Origin of the sequence: Sulfitobacter sp. HNIBRBA3233 (genome assembly GCF_040149665.1) — a bacterium.
In the GTDB taxonomy this organism is placed as follows: Bacteria; Pseudomonadota; Alphaproteobacteria; order Rhodobacterales; family Rhodobacteraceae; genus Sulfitobacter; species Sulfitobacter marinivivus.
Genome location: NZ_JBEFLP010000001.1, coordinates 707,886 through 720,662 on the forward strand (window position 1 = coordinate 707,886; position 12,777 = coordinate 720,662).

Below are 12,777 nucleotides of genomic sequence, written 5' to 3' on the forward strand. Positions count from 1 at the left end.
GGCCGGAATATGAGAACAAAGGAGCAACAGGAACAGGGAGATTGAAATGACCTTCTACCGCACACTCAAAGCCATCGCCGCACGTTCGCAGGATACGCTTTTGCAGGACGCAGCCGGTGCTGCCGCTCTGGTCGTGATGCTGGTCGTCGGTTTGCATCTTCCCGGTCTTGTCTGAGTTTTCTGCCTGCGCTCCCGTGCCGGGGGCCGTTCCGCCCGCATCTGTCCCAAACGTGATGCTTCGGTTCTGACGTTCCTGCCTGTCCGTCAGCCTACGGGGTTTGCCGCCCCCGGAACGTGCCTTCGGGTCCCACATGGGAAACGCTTTCTTCACGCCGCCATCCCTTACCGGATGTGCGGCGTTTTTTTTTGCGCGGCCGTCAGGGTCGCGGTTTCAACGCTCAGGAAGAGGTTTCGCGCGCATCGGCCATCGCCTGCGCCATGGCTTCGATGCTCAGCAGGATGGAGGCGTGGCGATTCTTGTACTCGACCGCGGGTTTCAGCACTTCGAACCCGTCAAAAGGCGCATCCGGCACGCCGCCCTTGCCCTTCAGCATGGCTTTCAGCTGGTCGCGCCCGCGCTCGATCGTCTCCAGCGTCTGGCCCTTGGCCGCAGCCGCGGTGACAGCCGCCGCCGCCTGACCCAAAGCACAGGCTTTCACATCCTGACCGATTTCGGACAGTTTTCCGTCGGTGACGCGCACGTCGACCGTCACGGTCGATCCGCACAGGGGCGAGCGGCGTTTCACCGTGGCATCCGGCGCATCAAGACGGCGCAGATCCGGTATATCCGCCGCGAGGGCAAGGATTCGCGCGGAATAAAGCTTTATCAGGTCGCTGTCTGCCATGGGTTTCCCTTCGTCGTCTCAGCCCTTACATAGGCGCGCGCGACCCGGATGCAAAACAATTTGAAAGGCACCGCTGCCATGTCATTCGATCTTTCGACGCTGAAGTTCAACGACGCGGGGCTGATCCCGGCCATCGCGCAGGATTATGCCACCGGCGAGGTGCTGATGATGGCCTGGATGAACCTTGAAAGCCTCAAGCGCACGCTTGAAACCGGACAGGTCACCTACTGGAGCCGGTCGCGGCAGGAATTCTGGGCCAAGGGTGCGACATCGGGGCACGTGCAGACCCTGAAGGAAATGCGCGTGGACTGTGACGCCGATACGATCCTGATGCAGGTCGATCAGGTGGGCGCAGCCTGCCACACCGGCAGGCGCAGCTGTTTCTTCACGGCGATCGACAGCTAAAGCCCGACCATCGCGCGCAGATCGGCAGGGCTGGCCCCGTCCTGACGGAACAGCCGGATCGCGCGGGCATCGTCGCGTTTTGCCAGCCTCTTGCCCTCCGCATCACGGATCAGGCGGTGGTGATGGTAGCGCGGCACCGGCAGGTCCATCAGTTTTTGCAGCAGAACATGGATCGCGGTTGCGTCGAACAGATCGCGACCGCGCACCACGTCGCTGATCCCCTGCGCCGCATCGTCGAGAACGACAGACAGGTGGTAGGACGTGCCCATATCGCGCCGCGACAGGACGATATCACCCACGTCGCGCTCGAGATGTGTGGCGGTGATACAGACATCGCGCGCGTCGCCGTCGCCCTCTTCGCGGAAACCCAGCGGGAAACCGTCGCCCAGCGTGGAGCAGGCCCGCCCGATGTCCAGCCGCAACGGCACGTCGGACGGACGCGGGCCGGAGGGCGGCACCGCGGGACGACAGGTGCCGGGATAGATCACCCCGTCGGGCCCGTGCAGCGGGGCCCCTTCCTGCGGGGCGGATGCGGCGGCGGCGATGTCGGCACGGCTGCAGGTGCAGGGATAGAGCAGACCGCGCGACCAGAGCGCGTCCAGCGCCGCCTCATAGCGGTGTTGCTGGTCGGATTGCCGCATCACGGGCTTGGGCCACGACAGTCCGAGCCACGCCAGATCCTCGTATATCAGGTCTTCCCATTCGCGGCGGGCGCGGGATCGGTCGATATCTTCGATCCGCAGCAGGAACTGCCCCTTCGCGCGCCTGGCCATGTCGAAGGCAAGCATCGCGGAGTAGGCATGTCCAAGGTGAAGCGGCCCCGTCGGCGAGGGGGCAAACCGCGTGGTAAAGGTCACGCGCGTTGGATGACGAACACGGTGGCCCCCATGTCCTGCGCAGGCAGGTGGGGCCCGTGTTCCCGAAACAGCAGGTGCGCGGCACCACAGTCGAGCCATTCGTTCAGATGCGCCATGCTGGCCCGGTCGGCCAGCGTGTGGTCGTTGAACGACAGCACGATCAGCCCCTTTTGCGGCAGCGCATGCATCAGCGTGCCAAAGGTCGACAGCGGCGCCGCACCGGCACCGATCACACCGATGGCCGCAATCGTGGCGTAGCCCTCTGGAACGGGTGCGTCGGGGGCGGTGGCGTTCAGGCTGCGGTAGACTGATTTCGCCTCGGCCTCGGCGATCATTTCGGGGGACATGTCGATCCCGTCGATCGTTTTGAAACCCGCAGCTTTCAACGCCTCTCCGGAAAGGCCCGTGCCGCATCCGAAGTCGAGAACGGGGGCAGACGGGTCCTCCACGAACTTCGCGAGTGCCGCAGCACAGCGCGCGGGCGTGGCATACCCACTGGCCAGAACCTCATCGTCGTAGGATCCGGACCAGTCAGCGTAGAGGTCTTTCAGATCGGCGGTGCCACTGACAGCGTAGGCTTTGTCGAGGAAACTTTCACTCATTTCCCCAGTTTAACGGCACTATTGCTCTTGTCCAGCCTCCAGCCACGCGGTCCAGTCGGCCTTGGCGCGGTCGGTGTAGGCCTTGTAGCGGTCCTTGCGGCCCCTGCGTCCGGCCTTCAGCCCCTCGACGGGGGGGAACAATCCGAAGTTCACGTTCATCGGCTGGAATGTCTTGGCCTCGGCCCCACCCGAGATATGGGTGATCAGCGCGCCGGTGGCGGTGGTGTCGGGGGGCGTGTCCAGCGTCTCTCCGCGGATCTCGGCAGCGGCCAGACGCCCGGCAAGCAATCCCATGGCGGCGGATTCGACATATCCCTCGACGCCGGTGATCTGTCCGGCAAAGCGGATGTTCGGGCGCGAGCGCAGACGCATCTGCCCGTCCAGCAGCGTGGGCGAGTTCAGGAAGGTGTTGCGGTGGATCCCGCCCAGCCGCGCGAACCGCGCCTCCTCAAGCCCCGGAATGCGTTTAAATACATCCGCTTGCGCGCCATACTTCATCTTCGTCTGGAAGCCGACGATGTTATAGAGCGTGCCCAGCTTGTTGTCGCGGCGCAGCTGCACGACCGCATGGGCCTTGTCCTCGGGCTGGTGGGGATTGGTCAGGCCCACGGGCTTCATCGGGCCGTGGCGCAGGGTTTCGCGCCCCCGCTCGGCCATCACTTCGATGGGCAGGCAGCCGTCGAAATACTTGGCCGTCTCGCCCTCGTGGAATTCCGTCTTGTCAGCGGCCAGCAGCGCGTCGATGAAATCTTCGTATTGCTGCTTGTCCATCGGACAGTTGAGATAGGCGGTCCGCTCGTCCTCCGTCTCGCCCTTGTCATAGCGCGACTGCATCCACGCCTTGCTCATGTCGATGCTGTCAAAATAGACGATCGGGGCGATGGCGTCGAAAAACGCCAGTGCTTCGGCGCCGGTTTCGGCGGCAATCGCTTCTCCCAGTGCCGAGGAGGTCAGGGGGCCTGTCGCGATAATCCAGTGGCCATCGTCGGGCAGGGCGGTGATTTCGCCGTATTCGACGGTGATGTTCTCATGCGCCATCAATGCGTCTGTCACCGATTGCGCAAAGGGATCGCGGTCAACCGCCAGCGCGCCGCCTGCGGGCAGGCGATGCTTTGCAGCCGTCTGCATGATCAACCCGCCTGCCTGACGCATTTCCCAATGCAAAAGCCCAACGGCGTTCTGCTCGTGGTCGTCAGACCTGAAGGAATTCGAGCAGACCATTTCGCCCAGAAGGCCGGTCTGGTGCGCGAATGTGCCCACCTTGGGCCGCATCTCGTGAAGGACGACCCTGATCCCGAGGTTTGCCGCCTGCCAGGCCGCTTCCGATCCGGCCATACCGCCGCCGATGATGTGCAATGCTTTATCCATGCCGCTCAGATAGGCGAGCCGCGCAAGGCTGGCAATGCCCATCCGCCGACGAGATGTCGCAGAAAGCGTCCCGGCCGGCGGTTGCCGTCACGGTGCGGCAGGAATTTGGGGGATGGGAACACTCGGCGCCGCCGCTGCGGGAAAGATCGATCAACTGAGAGCGCTGATCTGGAGGGACCTTCCGCCTGCGGCGACCCGAAAGTATTTTCAGGCCTCGGCCCGATGACGTATTTTTGCCTCAATCGTGCCAGAATTGGAAGGGCTAGTTTGGCAACAATAGCCGATCATTCCCGAAACAATACCGCACGGTTTGGCGGATTCGTTTCGCAACACGCTCAGGACGGGGGCGAGACGACGTCCAGCGGCAGGCCCGACGGCACGGAGGCAGGAACGCCGAGGCCGGTCTTGCCGATCTGCGGGTCCGTCAGGCTGCCCAGAAAATCGAGGATCCGGGCGATCTCGGCCTCTTCGAGGGCGACATCGCTGATCTCGATCGCTTCGGCAATGCGCATCACCTCGTCGAAATCCTCCATCGCCTGCCAGTCGTCTGCGGACACACCCGCAGCAAGGCGCACGTTGTCGCGACTGTAGGCGGCCAGCGATTCCACGGGCTTGAGGTGGTGACGCACCATCGCTTCGAGGTCGGCGTAGGCGCCGTTGTGGCCGTAGGGGCCTGTCTGCGTGACATTGCGCAGGCTGGGCGTGCGGAAGCGGTAGGAATCCTCGTCATTGCCGCTGATCAGGCCCAGTCCGGTATCGGCATAGGCGGCGTGGGCATTCTTGCCCGGTCCCAACTGGGGCAGGCCGATGGCATAGAACATATGCCCGGTCTGGAACGGCCCGCTGTGGCAGGTGGCGCAGCGCGCCTTGCCGTAAAACAGGTCCATCCCTTCCAGCTGCGCGTCGCTCATGCTGTCCTCGCCCGCAAGGTAGCGGTCAAAGGGGCTGTCGGTGGCACGGAATTCAGCACCGATAAAGGCGGCCAGCGCGGTGCCGATGTCTGTAATGTGAAGATCCCCCATCCCGATGTCCGCAAAACGGGTGCGGTATTCGGGAATGCCTGCAACCCGCCCGGTGAGGATCGCCCAGGCCCCGTCGGGGCCGTGGATGCGATCGGCGGCAACGGCGTCCGCGACCTCGTTCTCGCCCGGATGGCCGGACATCTCGTCGGGCGACAGGATCGGCAGGGTCGCCTGCGCGGCGAGGGGGCTGACAACGGGCCGCTCCAGCGTGCGGCCTTCGGGCATCCGAATGCCGAACATGGCGTGACGGTCCCGCGCCACGCGACCGTCGTGAAAGAGCACGTTGAACTCCTTGGCACCGAGGTTGAACAGCGCGGGCGCGTTGCGCGGGATGCGGGCCTTCGGCGCGTTTTCAGCCTCCGGGTGCCGCGCGGTGCCGAGGCCGGTGCCGCCTTCGCCGATCGACAGCGACACACCGTCGGAAGTGCCCAGCGTCGGGTGATGGCAGGTGGCGCAGGCGATGTTCTTGTTGCCCGACAGGATCGGATCGAAGAACAGATCACGCCCAAGCTCGACCAGCGCCGGCGGGAACTGGTGGAAATCTTCGTCATCCACAACAGATGGCATCGGACCGGCAAAAGCCGAGCCACCGAGCACATAGGCCCCGGCAACCGCGGCATGGACAAAACGCATCATCGGGGAACCCTCACAAATCCGTGATAAAGCTACCGCAATTTTGACACATTTCACAGCGCCGCGCAGGAAAAACACCGTAGCGTTTGCGGAAACAGTCAGTTCTGCCAGTCGGGAGGGCGTTTTTCGATGAAGGCCTGCATGCCCTCGTCGGTGTCGCGCAGGGCCAGATTTTCGACCATGACCTGACCGGTGTAGGCATAGGCCGCCGCCCGGTCGAGAGAGAGCTGTTCGTAGAACGCGCGCTTGCCGATCCGGACAGCCGTCCCCAGCTTGCCCGCGATCTGGTCGGCTAGAGCGGCGGTTTCCGCCTCCAGCGTGTCGGGGGCCACCACGCGGTTGACCAGCCCCAGTGCCTCGGCCCGTTCGGCGTCGATGAAATCACCGGTGGTCAGCATCTCGAAGGCTTTCTTGGGCGCGATATTTCGGCTCAGGGCGACCATTGGCGTCGAGCAGAACAGCCCGATGTTCACCCCGTTCACGCCAAAGCGGGTCCCGGCCCCGGCGACAGCCATATCGCAGGTCGCGACCAGCTGGCACCCTGCCGCCGTGGCAATCCCGTGGACCTGCGCGATCACCGGCTGGGGCATCGACTGGATCCGCAGCATCACATCGCTGCAGCGCCGGAACAGATCGGCAAAGGCGGCAGCACCCGCGTCCTCGTTCTGGCGCATCGCCTGCATCTGCCGCAGGTCATGTCCCGCGCAGAACGCCTTGCCCGCACCGGACAGCGTGATCACCCGGCAGGTTTCATCCTCGGCCAGCCTGTCCAGAGTGTCCTGAAGCGCCGCGAGCATCTCGTCGCTCAGCGCGTTCAGCCGTTCGGGACTGTTCATCGTCAGATGCGTCACCGCATCCCGCTGCGTCATTTCCAGAATTGCCATCTTGCGTGCCTCCCCACTTGCAGCGAGTCTAGGCACGAAAGACCAATGAGGACAAGAATGAGTGATCCCCGACAGCCGCTGATGGACCCCGCAGCCCTTAACGCGTTCCTGCGCGAAGCATTCCAGCAGGTCGCCGACGATTTCGTGGTGGAAGACGTCAAACCCTTCGAGGTCACCGTTCGCACGCCGATCCGCACCCGCCACCTGCGCCCCGGTGGCACGGTCTCGGGCCCCACGATGTTCGCGCTGGCGGATGTATCGGCCTATGTGGCGACGCTCGCGATGATCGGGCCCAAGGCGCTGGCCGTGACCACGAACTGCTCAATGGATTTCATGCGCAAGCCCGCCGATGGCGTCGATCTTGTGGCGACGGCAAAACTGCTCAAGCTGGGGCGGCAACTGTCGGTGAGCCATGTGCTGATCCATTCCGTCGGCCTACTCGCGCCCGTGGCGCAGGCCACGATGACCTACGCGATCCCGCCCGAGCCCCGCTAGGGAAGTCATTGTACCGCGCGCGTCGCGCGAAAAAGGGTACAATGCCGGGATACAAAAAAGGGCAGGGGATCAACCCTGCCCAAGTAGAAGAGGTCTGGCGCAAGCGCCACGGGGATGTCACGCCCGCCAGAACACCTTCTGCGCCTCGCGTTGCGCGGCGGAAGGTGTCAGCCCCACGTCCCGCAACTGCCAGTCCTCGAGGTGATCGAGCGCAAGGCGCGTGCGGCGACGGGTTACCCATTCGGTCACGCAAGCCGCGAATTTGACACTCGCCACCGCAACCAGCGGCAATGTGCGCGCGGTCGTCAGGACAGTCAGGGCGTCGGTCGGGCGGATCTGTGCGTGTGCCATGGGAAAACTCCTTCGTAAATTGTATTGACACAAAATGGCGGTATGCCGTACAAAATGGATACAATCACATTTCAGTTTCCGCTAGGATTATATTGTAATGGATACAATTTGGATGCCGGAGGTCGATACTCGCATCAAGCCCAAGTACCGGGGCGTGGTGCAGGCGATCCGCGAAGCCATCGGCACGGGGCAGTTGCGACCGGGTGACCGGTTGCCGCCGGTGCGCGATCTCGGGTGGAAGCTGGGCATGACACCGGGCACCGTGGCGCGCGCCTATACCTTGCTGACGGACGAGGGCGTGCTGATCGCCGAGGTCGGGCGCGGCACTTTTGTCGCCGGTCGGGACAAGCCGCAGATGCCACTGAACCTGCTCGAAATCGATTCGACCCCGCATAATACCGGGGGCGATACCGACACCGTAAATCTGTTTTCGCCGGCCCTCCCGGACGGCGGGCAGGCGCGGCTGATCCGCAGCCTGCTGGCCGAAATCGCCAGTGATCCGCCATCGGGCGTCATGCATTATCCGTCCCGTGCCAGTGCCGCGCCCGCGCGCGCCGCCATGCTGCACTGGTTGCGCAGCACCCCGCTGGGGCCGCTGGACCAGAACGACATCGTGCTGTCGCACGGTGGGCAGAACGGCATCATGCTGGTCTACCAGACCGTGCTGAAAGGCCGCCGCCCCTTGATCCTGGTCGAAGAGCTGTCCTATCCCGGTTTCCGCCGCGCGGCAGAGGTGATGCGCGCCGATGTGGTGCCGGTCAAGATGGACGCCCACGGGCTGTGCCCCGACAGTCTGGCCGCCGCCGCCGAACGCCATCCCGAGGCGCAGTTGATCTGCACGTCGCCCGAGGTCCACAGCCCCACCTGCGGCTTCACTCCGCAGGCCCGCCGCGAAGAGATCGTCGAGGTTGCCCGCCGTTATGACCTCCAGATCATGGAGGACGACTGTTACCGGATGGGGCTGGCGCAGGCGCCCAGCTATCGCCAGCTTGCCCCCGAACGCAGCTGGTATGTCACGTCCTTGTCAAAGACGATCACGCCCGCGCTGCGCATCGGCTGCGCCATCGGCCCGCGCGATCAGGCGAGCGCGCTGCACCGCTCGGCGGAACACGGGTTTTTCGGGTTGGCAACGCCGCTTACCGATCTGGCGGCCAAGTTGCTGGCGCATCCCGAACTCGACGCCATCACCGCGCGCTGCCGCAAGGGGGTCGAGGTCTACGTCAAATCGGCTGTGAACATTCTGGGCGGCTATGACCTGCACTGGCGGGCCGATGTACCCTTCATCTGGATGCATCTGCCCGGTGGCTGGCGCGCCAGCGCCTTTTGCCGCGCCGCACAGATGCGTGGCGTGCGGGTGCGCGCAGCCGAGGAATTCGCGGTGCGCGACGCCCAGAGCCCCCACGCCGTGCGCATGGCGATCAACGCCTGCGTCAGCCTGCGCAGCTTTGAGGCGGGGATGGAGCGTCTGCGCGATCTGCTCGACAATCCCTCCGATGAAATCGGGGTCTAGGGCACAGGCCCGGATGAATGGTTCATCCGCAATGGGGTAAAATGATACCGTAATTTCAACACACTGATTTTGCAAAATTTTATCGGACTTGCGCCGCTTGACCTGCCCAAACGCTTCTATATAACCCGCCCATCACATCGGGGTTCGCCCCGTCCAATCGTTACCGGGATAACCTGCAATGAAAACCTTTTCTGCAACACCGGCAGACATCGACAAGAAATGGATCATCATTGACGCCGAAGGCGTCGTGCTGGGCCGTCTTGCCTCGATCGTTGCCACGCGTCTGCGGGGCAAGCACAAGCCCTCTTTCACCCCTCACATGGATTGCGGCGACAACGTCATCGTGATCAACGCCGACAAGGTCCAGATGACCGGCAAGAAGCGCGAAGAGCACTTCTACTGGCACACCGGCCACCCCGGCGGGATCAAATCGCGCACCAAGGGCGAGATCCTTGAAGGCAAGCACCCCGAGCGCGTCGTGACCCTCGCGGTCAAGCGCATGCTGCCCGGCAACCGCCTGAGCCGCCAGATCATGACCAACCTGCGCGTCTACGCAGGCGGCGATCACCCACACGAGGCGCAGAGCCCCGAAGTTCTGGATGTGAAATCCATGAACAAGAAAAACACGCGGAGTGCATGAGCATGGCTGACGAAATCAAGACACTCGACGATCTGAAGGATGTCGTGACCGAAGATATCGGTGGCGTTCAGGGCGCGGCAGCAGACGAGACGCTGAACCGCGAACCGGTACGTGACGAGCTTGGCCGTTCCTACGCGACAGGCAAGCGCAAGGACGCGGTTGCCCGCGTCTGGATCAAGCCCGGCTCGGGCAAGGTTGTCGTCAACGGCAAGCCGCAGAACGAATACTTCGCGCGCCCCGTGCTTCAGATGATCCTGGCACAGCCGTTCAGCATCACAGGCACCGAAGGCCAGTTCGACGTCTACGCAACCGTCAAGGGCGGTGGCCTGTCCGGTCAGGCCGGCGCGGTCAAGCACGGCGTGTCCAAGGCGCTCCAGCTTTACGATCCCTCGATGCGCGCAGCGCTGAAAGCGGCAGGCTTCCTGACCCGCGACAGCCGCGTCGTCGAGCGTAAGAAATACGGCAAGGCCAAAGCGCGTAAGAGCTTCCAGTTCTCCAAGCGTTAAGCCTGTCTGCCAGAGCTTTCGGAAAAGGCCGCACCGCAGGGTGTGGCCTTTTTCCTTTTGCGTCACTGGAACTCGCCGGTTTGTCTGATTACCTTGAGGCAAACGAGAGAAAGCAGGTGCCAGATGAAATTTTCCGTTCTAGATCTTTGCCCCGTTCCCGAAGGATCGGACGCGGCGCAGGCGATGCGCAACACCGTCGATCTGGCCCGCCACGCCGAATCCCTTGGCTATCACCGCTACTGGATGGCCGAGCATCACAACATGCCCGGCATCGCCTCGGCGGCCACATCGGTTCTGCTGGGCCATGTCGCCAGCCAGACCAGCACCATCCGCGTCGGCGCGGGCGGGATCATGCTGCCCAACCACGCGCCGCTGACCATTGCCGAACAGTTCGGCACGCTTGCCACGCTCTACGGGGACCGGATCGATCTGGGGCTGGGCCGCGCTCCGGGCGGGGACGGCAATGTCTGGCACGCCCTGCGGCGCGGTCGCGAAGGGCAGGACAGCTTCCCGCAGGACGTGATGGAGCTGCAAAGCTATCTGGCGGATGCCGATCCGCGCGCGCCGGTACAAGCGCATCCGGGGCAGGGCACCCATGTGCCGATCTGGATCCTCGGCTCCTCGCTCTACGGCGCGCAACTGGCCGCGCATCTGGGGCTTCCCTATGCCTTTGCCTCGCATTTCGCGCCCGACGCGCTGGAGGAAGCAAGCTATCTCTACCGTCGCGATTTCAAACCCTCCGCGCAGCTTGACGCGCCGCATTTCATGCTGGCGGTGAACGTCCTCGCCGCCGATACGGACGCCGAGGCCGCGTATCTGCGCACCTCGGTTCAGCAGGCCTTCGCGCGGCTGCGCACCGGCAAACCCGGCAAGCTACCGCGCCCGGTCGAGGATATCGACGCTGAAATCGGCGCGGGTCTGCGGCAAGGCGTCGATCACGCGCTGCGGATTTCGGCCGTTGGCTCCGAAGATAGCGTGCGCCGCCAGCTTGCGGATCTGATCGACCGGTACAGCCCGGACGAGCTGATCCTGACCGGCCAGATCCACGATCAGGCCGCGCGCAAGAAATCCTTCGGGATCGCGGCAAAAGTGCTGAACGACATGCCGCAACAGGCCGACCGGCCACTGGAAAGCGCCTGACGCGCCGTCACTTGTCGGGCGGGATCAGGCCAAGGCCGCGCAGGTAGATGCCGATCCCGCTTTCCAGCAGGTCCTCCGGCGGGAAAGGTGACGCGCGCCCGGGCGAGTTGCGCGCGAAAAGCTCCACAACCCCGTGGCTCAGCGCCCAGATATGCGCCGAGAACATCGACGCCGGCGGGCGCTTGTCCTCGGGAATGTGCTGGCTGAGGTCCTTGGCGGCGCGTTCCAGCACGGCATTGGCGCGGTTGGCCACTGTCGCCAGCGCCGCCGAGTGATTGATCGAGATCCCGCTTTCGAACATCGCGATGTAGTGGCCGGGATGACGCCGCGCAAAGGCAAGATAGGCCCGGCCCGTAGCCTCGAAGGCCTCAAGCGCCGATGGCTGGCCTTTCTTGTAGGCGAATTCCATCAACTCGCCGAAAATCTCGTAGCCCTGCAAGGCCGCCTCGGCGATCAGATCCTCGCGCCCGTCGAAATGGCGGTAGACAGCGGCGGGTGTCACGCCCGCCTGTTTCGCCGCCTCGGACAGGGTAAACCCCGTGGGGCCCTTTTCCTCGATCAGCTCAAGTGCGGCATCGACCAGCGCCTGTCGCAGGTTGCCGTGATGGTATCCGCGTTTAGGCATCCCAGATTTCGGGACCCGCACAGACCGTGCTGTCGATCTCGCCGATGGCGCCCGTATCCTTCCGGTCATAGTCGAATTGATGCAGCACCGTTCGGATCGCGTTCAGCCGCGCGCGGCGTTTGTCGTCGGACCGCACCACCGTCCACGGCGCTTTGGCGGTGTGCGACCGGGCCAGCGTGTCCTGAATGGCGGCGGAATATTCGTTCCACAGGCGCAGGCCCTTCACGTCGATGGCGCTGAGCTTCCACTGCTTGAGCGGATCGCTTTCGCGCTTGAGCATCCGGCGCAGTTGCTCGGCGCGCCCGACGTTGAGCCAGAACTTGAACAGATGGATCCCGTCCTCGACCAGCATCTGCTCGAACGGCTGGACCTGATTGAAGAAACGGGCGTTTTCGTCAGGGGTGCAAAACCCGAACACCGGCTCGACCACGCCGCGGTTGTACCAGCTGCGGTCGAAGAAAACCAATTCACCCGCAGTCGGCATATGGCTGATATACCTCTGGAAATACCATTGCTCGCGTTCTGTGTCGCTGGGTTTGGGCAGCGCCACCAGCCGTGCGCTGCGCGGGTTCAGGTTCATCCGGAAACGTTCGATCGTGCCGCCCTTGCCAGCGGCATCGCGCCCTTCGAAGACAATCACGATGCGGGTGCCACTTTCGTGAGCCCAGGCCTGCAGCTTGACCAGCTCGATCTGCAGCGCGTCCATTTCACGGTCGTACTGCTTGCGCGACATGCGGGTGTCATGGGGATAGGATTCGGTCAGGATCTTGTCCTTGCCGTCGTTTTGAAGCGCCGCGCGTATATCCTGCGGGGCCTCGTTTTCGGCGAAGGCGCTGATCGCACCGTCAAAGGGCAGCTCCATGCCGGTCCTCCTGAATTTCCGTTCTGAACTAT

At 63.8% G+C, this 12,777-nt stretch carries 16 protein-coding genes; 7 read left to right on the top strand and 9 right to left on the bottom strand.

Annotated features, from left to right (window positions below; translation table 11 throughout):
• Window positions 1-46 precede the first annotated feature (46 nt).
• Window positions 47-175, top strand: a complete 129-nt coding sequence (locus ABMC89_RS03445) for a hypothetical protein (protein WP_349565214.1) — start codon at window positions 47-49, stop codon at window positions 173-175.
• Window positions 176-398: 223 nt separating this feature from the next.
• Here ABMC89_RS03445 and ABMC89_RS03450 read toward each other — a convergent pair whose 3' ends face one another.
• Window positions 399-845, bottom strand: a complete 447-nt coding sequence (locus ABMC89_RS03450) for an iron-sulfur cluster assembly scaffold protein (RefSeq protein WP_349565216.1) — start codon at window positions 843-845, stop codon at window positions 399-401.
• A gap of 78 nt (window positions 846-923) precedes the next feature.
• On the opposite strand from ABMC89_RS03450, the gene hisI reads away from it, so the two are divergent.
• Window positions 924-1,250: a phosphoribosyl-AMP cyclohydrolase gene (hisI, locus tag ABMC89_RS03455; RefSeq protein ID WP_349565218.1), complete on the top strand. Its 327-nt coding sequence runs from the start codon at window positions 924-926 to the stop codon at window positions 1,248-1,250.
• On the opposite strand, the gene gluQRS is transcribed toward hisI, so the two are convergent.
• From gluQRS to ABMC89_RS03480, 5 genes are all read right to left on the bottom strand, one after another.
• On the bottom strand, window positions 1,247-2,107 hold the full coding sequence (gene gluQRS / locus ABMC89_RS03460) for a tRNA glutamyl-Q(34) synthetase GluQRS (protein WP_349565220.1): 861 nt from the start codon (window positions 2,105-2,107) through the stop codon (window positions 1,247-1,249). The two genes, hisI and gluQRS, sit on opposite strands and share 4 nt — an antisense overlap.
• Window positions 2,104-2,709 (bottom strand): class I SAM-dependent DNA methyltransferase, encoded by a 606-nt coding sequence (locus tag ABMC89_RS03465; protein WP_349565222.1) that lies wholly within the window; start codon window positions 2,707-2,709, stop codon window positions 2,104-2,106. The genes gluQRS and ABMC89_RS03465 overlap by 4 nt, the downstream gene beginning before the upstream one ends.
• Window positions 2,710-2,727: 18 nt before the next feature.
• Entirely contained in the window at window positions 2,728-4,077 is a 1,350-nt protein-coding gene (gene trmFO, locus ABMC89_RS03470; protein ID WP_349565224.1) for a methylenetetrahydrofolate--tRNA-(uracil(54)-C(5))-methyltransferase (FADH(2)-oxidizing) TrmFO, read from the bottom strand.
• A 335-nt stretch (window positions 4,078-4,412) separates the two neighbouring features.
• The gene (locus tag ABMC89_RS03475; RefSeq protein WP_349565226.1) at window positions 4,413-5,735 is read right to left on the bottom strand and encodes a cytochrome-c peroxidase; all 1,323 of its coding nucleotides are present in this window, start codon (window positions 5,733-5,735) and stop codon (window positions 4,413-4,415) included.
• 95 nt (window positions 5,736-5,830) lie between these two features.
• A complete protein-coding gene (locus tag ABMC89_RS03480; protein ID WP_349565228.1) occupies window positions 5,831-6,616 on the bottom strand; it encodes an enoyl-CoA hydratase in 786 nt (261 codons plus the stop codon).
• A 57-nt stretch (window positions 6,617-6,673) separates the two neighbouring features.
• On the opposite strand from ABMC89_RS03480, the gene ABMC89_RS03485 reads away from it, so the two are divergent.
• Entirely contained in the window at window positions 6,674-7,111 is a 438-nt protein-coding gene (locus ABMC89_RS03485) for a PaaI family thioesterase (RefSeq protein ID WP_349565230.1), read from the top strand.
• Between the two features lie 117 nt (window positions 7,112-7,228).
• Here the strand turns inward: ABMC89_RS03485 and ABMC89_RS03490 are convergent, their stop codons facing one another.
• Window positions 7,229-7,462: a DUF1127 domain-containing protein gene (locus ABMC89_RS03490; RefSeq protein WP_349565232.1), complete on the bottom strand. Its 234-nt coding sequence runs from the start codon at window positions 7,460-7,462 to the stop codon at window positions 7,229-7,231.
• A 97-nt stretch (window positions 7,463-7,559) separates the two neighbouring features.
• Here ABMC89_RS03490 and ABMC89_RS03495 point away from each other — a divergent pair, with 97 nt between their 5' ends.
• The 4 genes from ABMC89_RS03495 (at window position 7,560) to ABMC89_RS03510 (ending at window position 11,258) form a co-directional block, all read left to right on the top strand.
• Window positions 7,560-8,972, top strand: coding sequence for an aminotransferase-like domain-containing protein (locus ABMC89_RS03495; protein ID WP_349565234.1), 1,413 nt, complete (start codon window positions 7,560-7,562; stop codon window positions 8,970-8,972).
• Window positions 8,973-9,150: 178 nt separating this feature from the next.
• Window positions 9,151-9,612 (top strand): 50S ribosomal protein L13, encoded by a 462-nt coding sequence (rplM, locus tag ABMC89_RS03500; protein WP_349565236.1) that lies wholly within the window; start codon window positions 9,151-9,153, stop codon window positions 9,610-9,612.
• Between the two features lie 2 nt (window positions 9,613-9,614).
• The gene (rpsI, locus tag ABMC89_RS03505; RefSeq protein ID WP_349565238.1) at window positions 9,615-10,118 is read left to right on the top strand and encodes a 30S ribosomal protein S9; all 504 of its coding nucleotides are present in this window, start codon (window positions 9,615-9,617) and stop codon (window positions 10,116-10,118) included.
• Window positions 10,119-10,241: 123 nt separating this feature from the next.
• A complete protein-coding gene (locus ABMC89_RS03510) occupies window positions 10,242-11,258 on the top strand; it encodes an LLM class flavin-dependent oxidoreductase (protein ID WP_349565240.1) in 1,017 nt (338 codons plus the stop codon).
• A 7-nt stretch (window positions 11,259-11,265) separates the two neighbouring features.
• Here ABMC89_RS03510 and ABMC89_RS03515 read toward each other — a convergent pair whose 3' ends face one another.
• On the bottom strand, window positions 11,266-11,883 hold the full coding sequence (locus ABMC89_RS03515; protein ID WP_349565242.1) for a TetR/AcrR family transcriptional regulator: 618 nt from the start codon (window positions 11,881-11,883) through the stop codon (window positions 11,266-11,268).
• Window positions 11,876-12,745, bottom strand: a complete 870-nt coding sequence (ppk2, locus tag ABMC89_RS03520; RefSeq protein ID WP_349565244.1) for a polyphosphate kinase 2 — start codon at window positions 12,743-12,745, stop codon at window positions 11,876-11,878. Before ppk2 ends, ABMC89_RS03515 begins: the two co-directional genes overlap by 8 nt.
• Between the last annotated feature and the right edge of the window lie 32 nt (window positions 12,746-12,777).

Bases quoted from the DNA above. Each gene is read 5' to 3' on its own strand.
- ABMC89_RS03445 (WP_349565214.1), top strand. From the start codon at position 47: ATGACCTTCTACCGCACACTCAAAGCCATCGCCGCACGTTCGCAGGAT.
- ABMC89_RS03450 (WP_349565216.1), bottom strand. From the start codon at position 845: ATGGCAGACAGCGACCTGATAAAGCTTTATTCCGCGCGAATCCTTGCC.
- hisI (WP_349565218.1), top strand. From the start codon at position 924: ATGTCATTCGATCTTTCGACGCTGAAGTTCAACGACGCGGGGCTGATC.
- ABMC89_RS03465 (WP_349565222.1), bottom strand. From the start codon at position 2,709: ATGAGTGAAAGTTTCCTCGACAAAGCCTACGCTGTCAGTGGCACCGCC.
- trmFO (WP_349565224.1), bottom strand. From the start codon at position 4,077: ATGGATAAAGCATTGCACATCATCGGCGGCGGTATGGCCGGATCGGAA.
- ABMC89_RS03475 (WP_349565226.1), bottom strand. From the start codon at position 5,735: ATGATGCGTTTTGTCCATGCCGCGGTTGCCGGGGCCTATGTGCTCGGT.
- ABMC89_RS03480 (WP_349565228.1), bottom strand. From the start codon at position 6,616: ATGGCAATTCTGGAAATGACGCAGCGGGATGCGGTGACGCATCTGACG.
- ABMC89_RS03485 (WP_349565230.1), top strand. From the start codon at position 6,674: ATGAGTGATCCCCGACAGCCGCTGATGGACCCCGCAGCCCTTAACGCG.
- ABMC89_RS03490 (WP_349565232.1), bottom strand. From the start codon at position 7,462: ATGGCACACGCACAGATCCGCCCGACCGACGCCCTGACTGTCCTGACG.
- ABMC89_RS03495 (WP_349565234.1), top strand. From the start codon at position 7,560: ATGGATACAATTTGGATGCCGGAGGTCGATACTCGCATCAAGCCCAAG.
- rplM (WP_349565236.1), top strand. From the start codon at position 9,151: ATGAAAACCTTTTCTGCAACACCGGCAGACATCGACAAGAAATGGATC.
- rpsI (WP_349565238.1), top strand. From the start codon at position 9,615: ATGGCTGACGAAATCAAGACACTCGACGATCTGAAGGATGTCGTGACC.
- ABMC89_RS03510 (WP_349565240.1), top strand. From the start codon at position 10,242: ATGAAATTTTCCGTTCTAGATCTTTGCCCCGTTCCCGAAGGATCGGAC.
- ABMC89_RS03515 (WP_349565242.1), bottom strand. From the start codon at position 11,883: ATGCCTAAACGCGGATACCATCACGGCAACCTGCGACAGGCGCTGGTC.
- ppk2 (WP_349565244.1), bottom strand. From the start codon at position 12,745: ATGGAGCTGCCCTTTGACGGTGCGATCAGCGCCTTCGCCGAAAACGAG.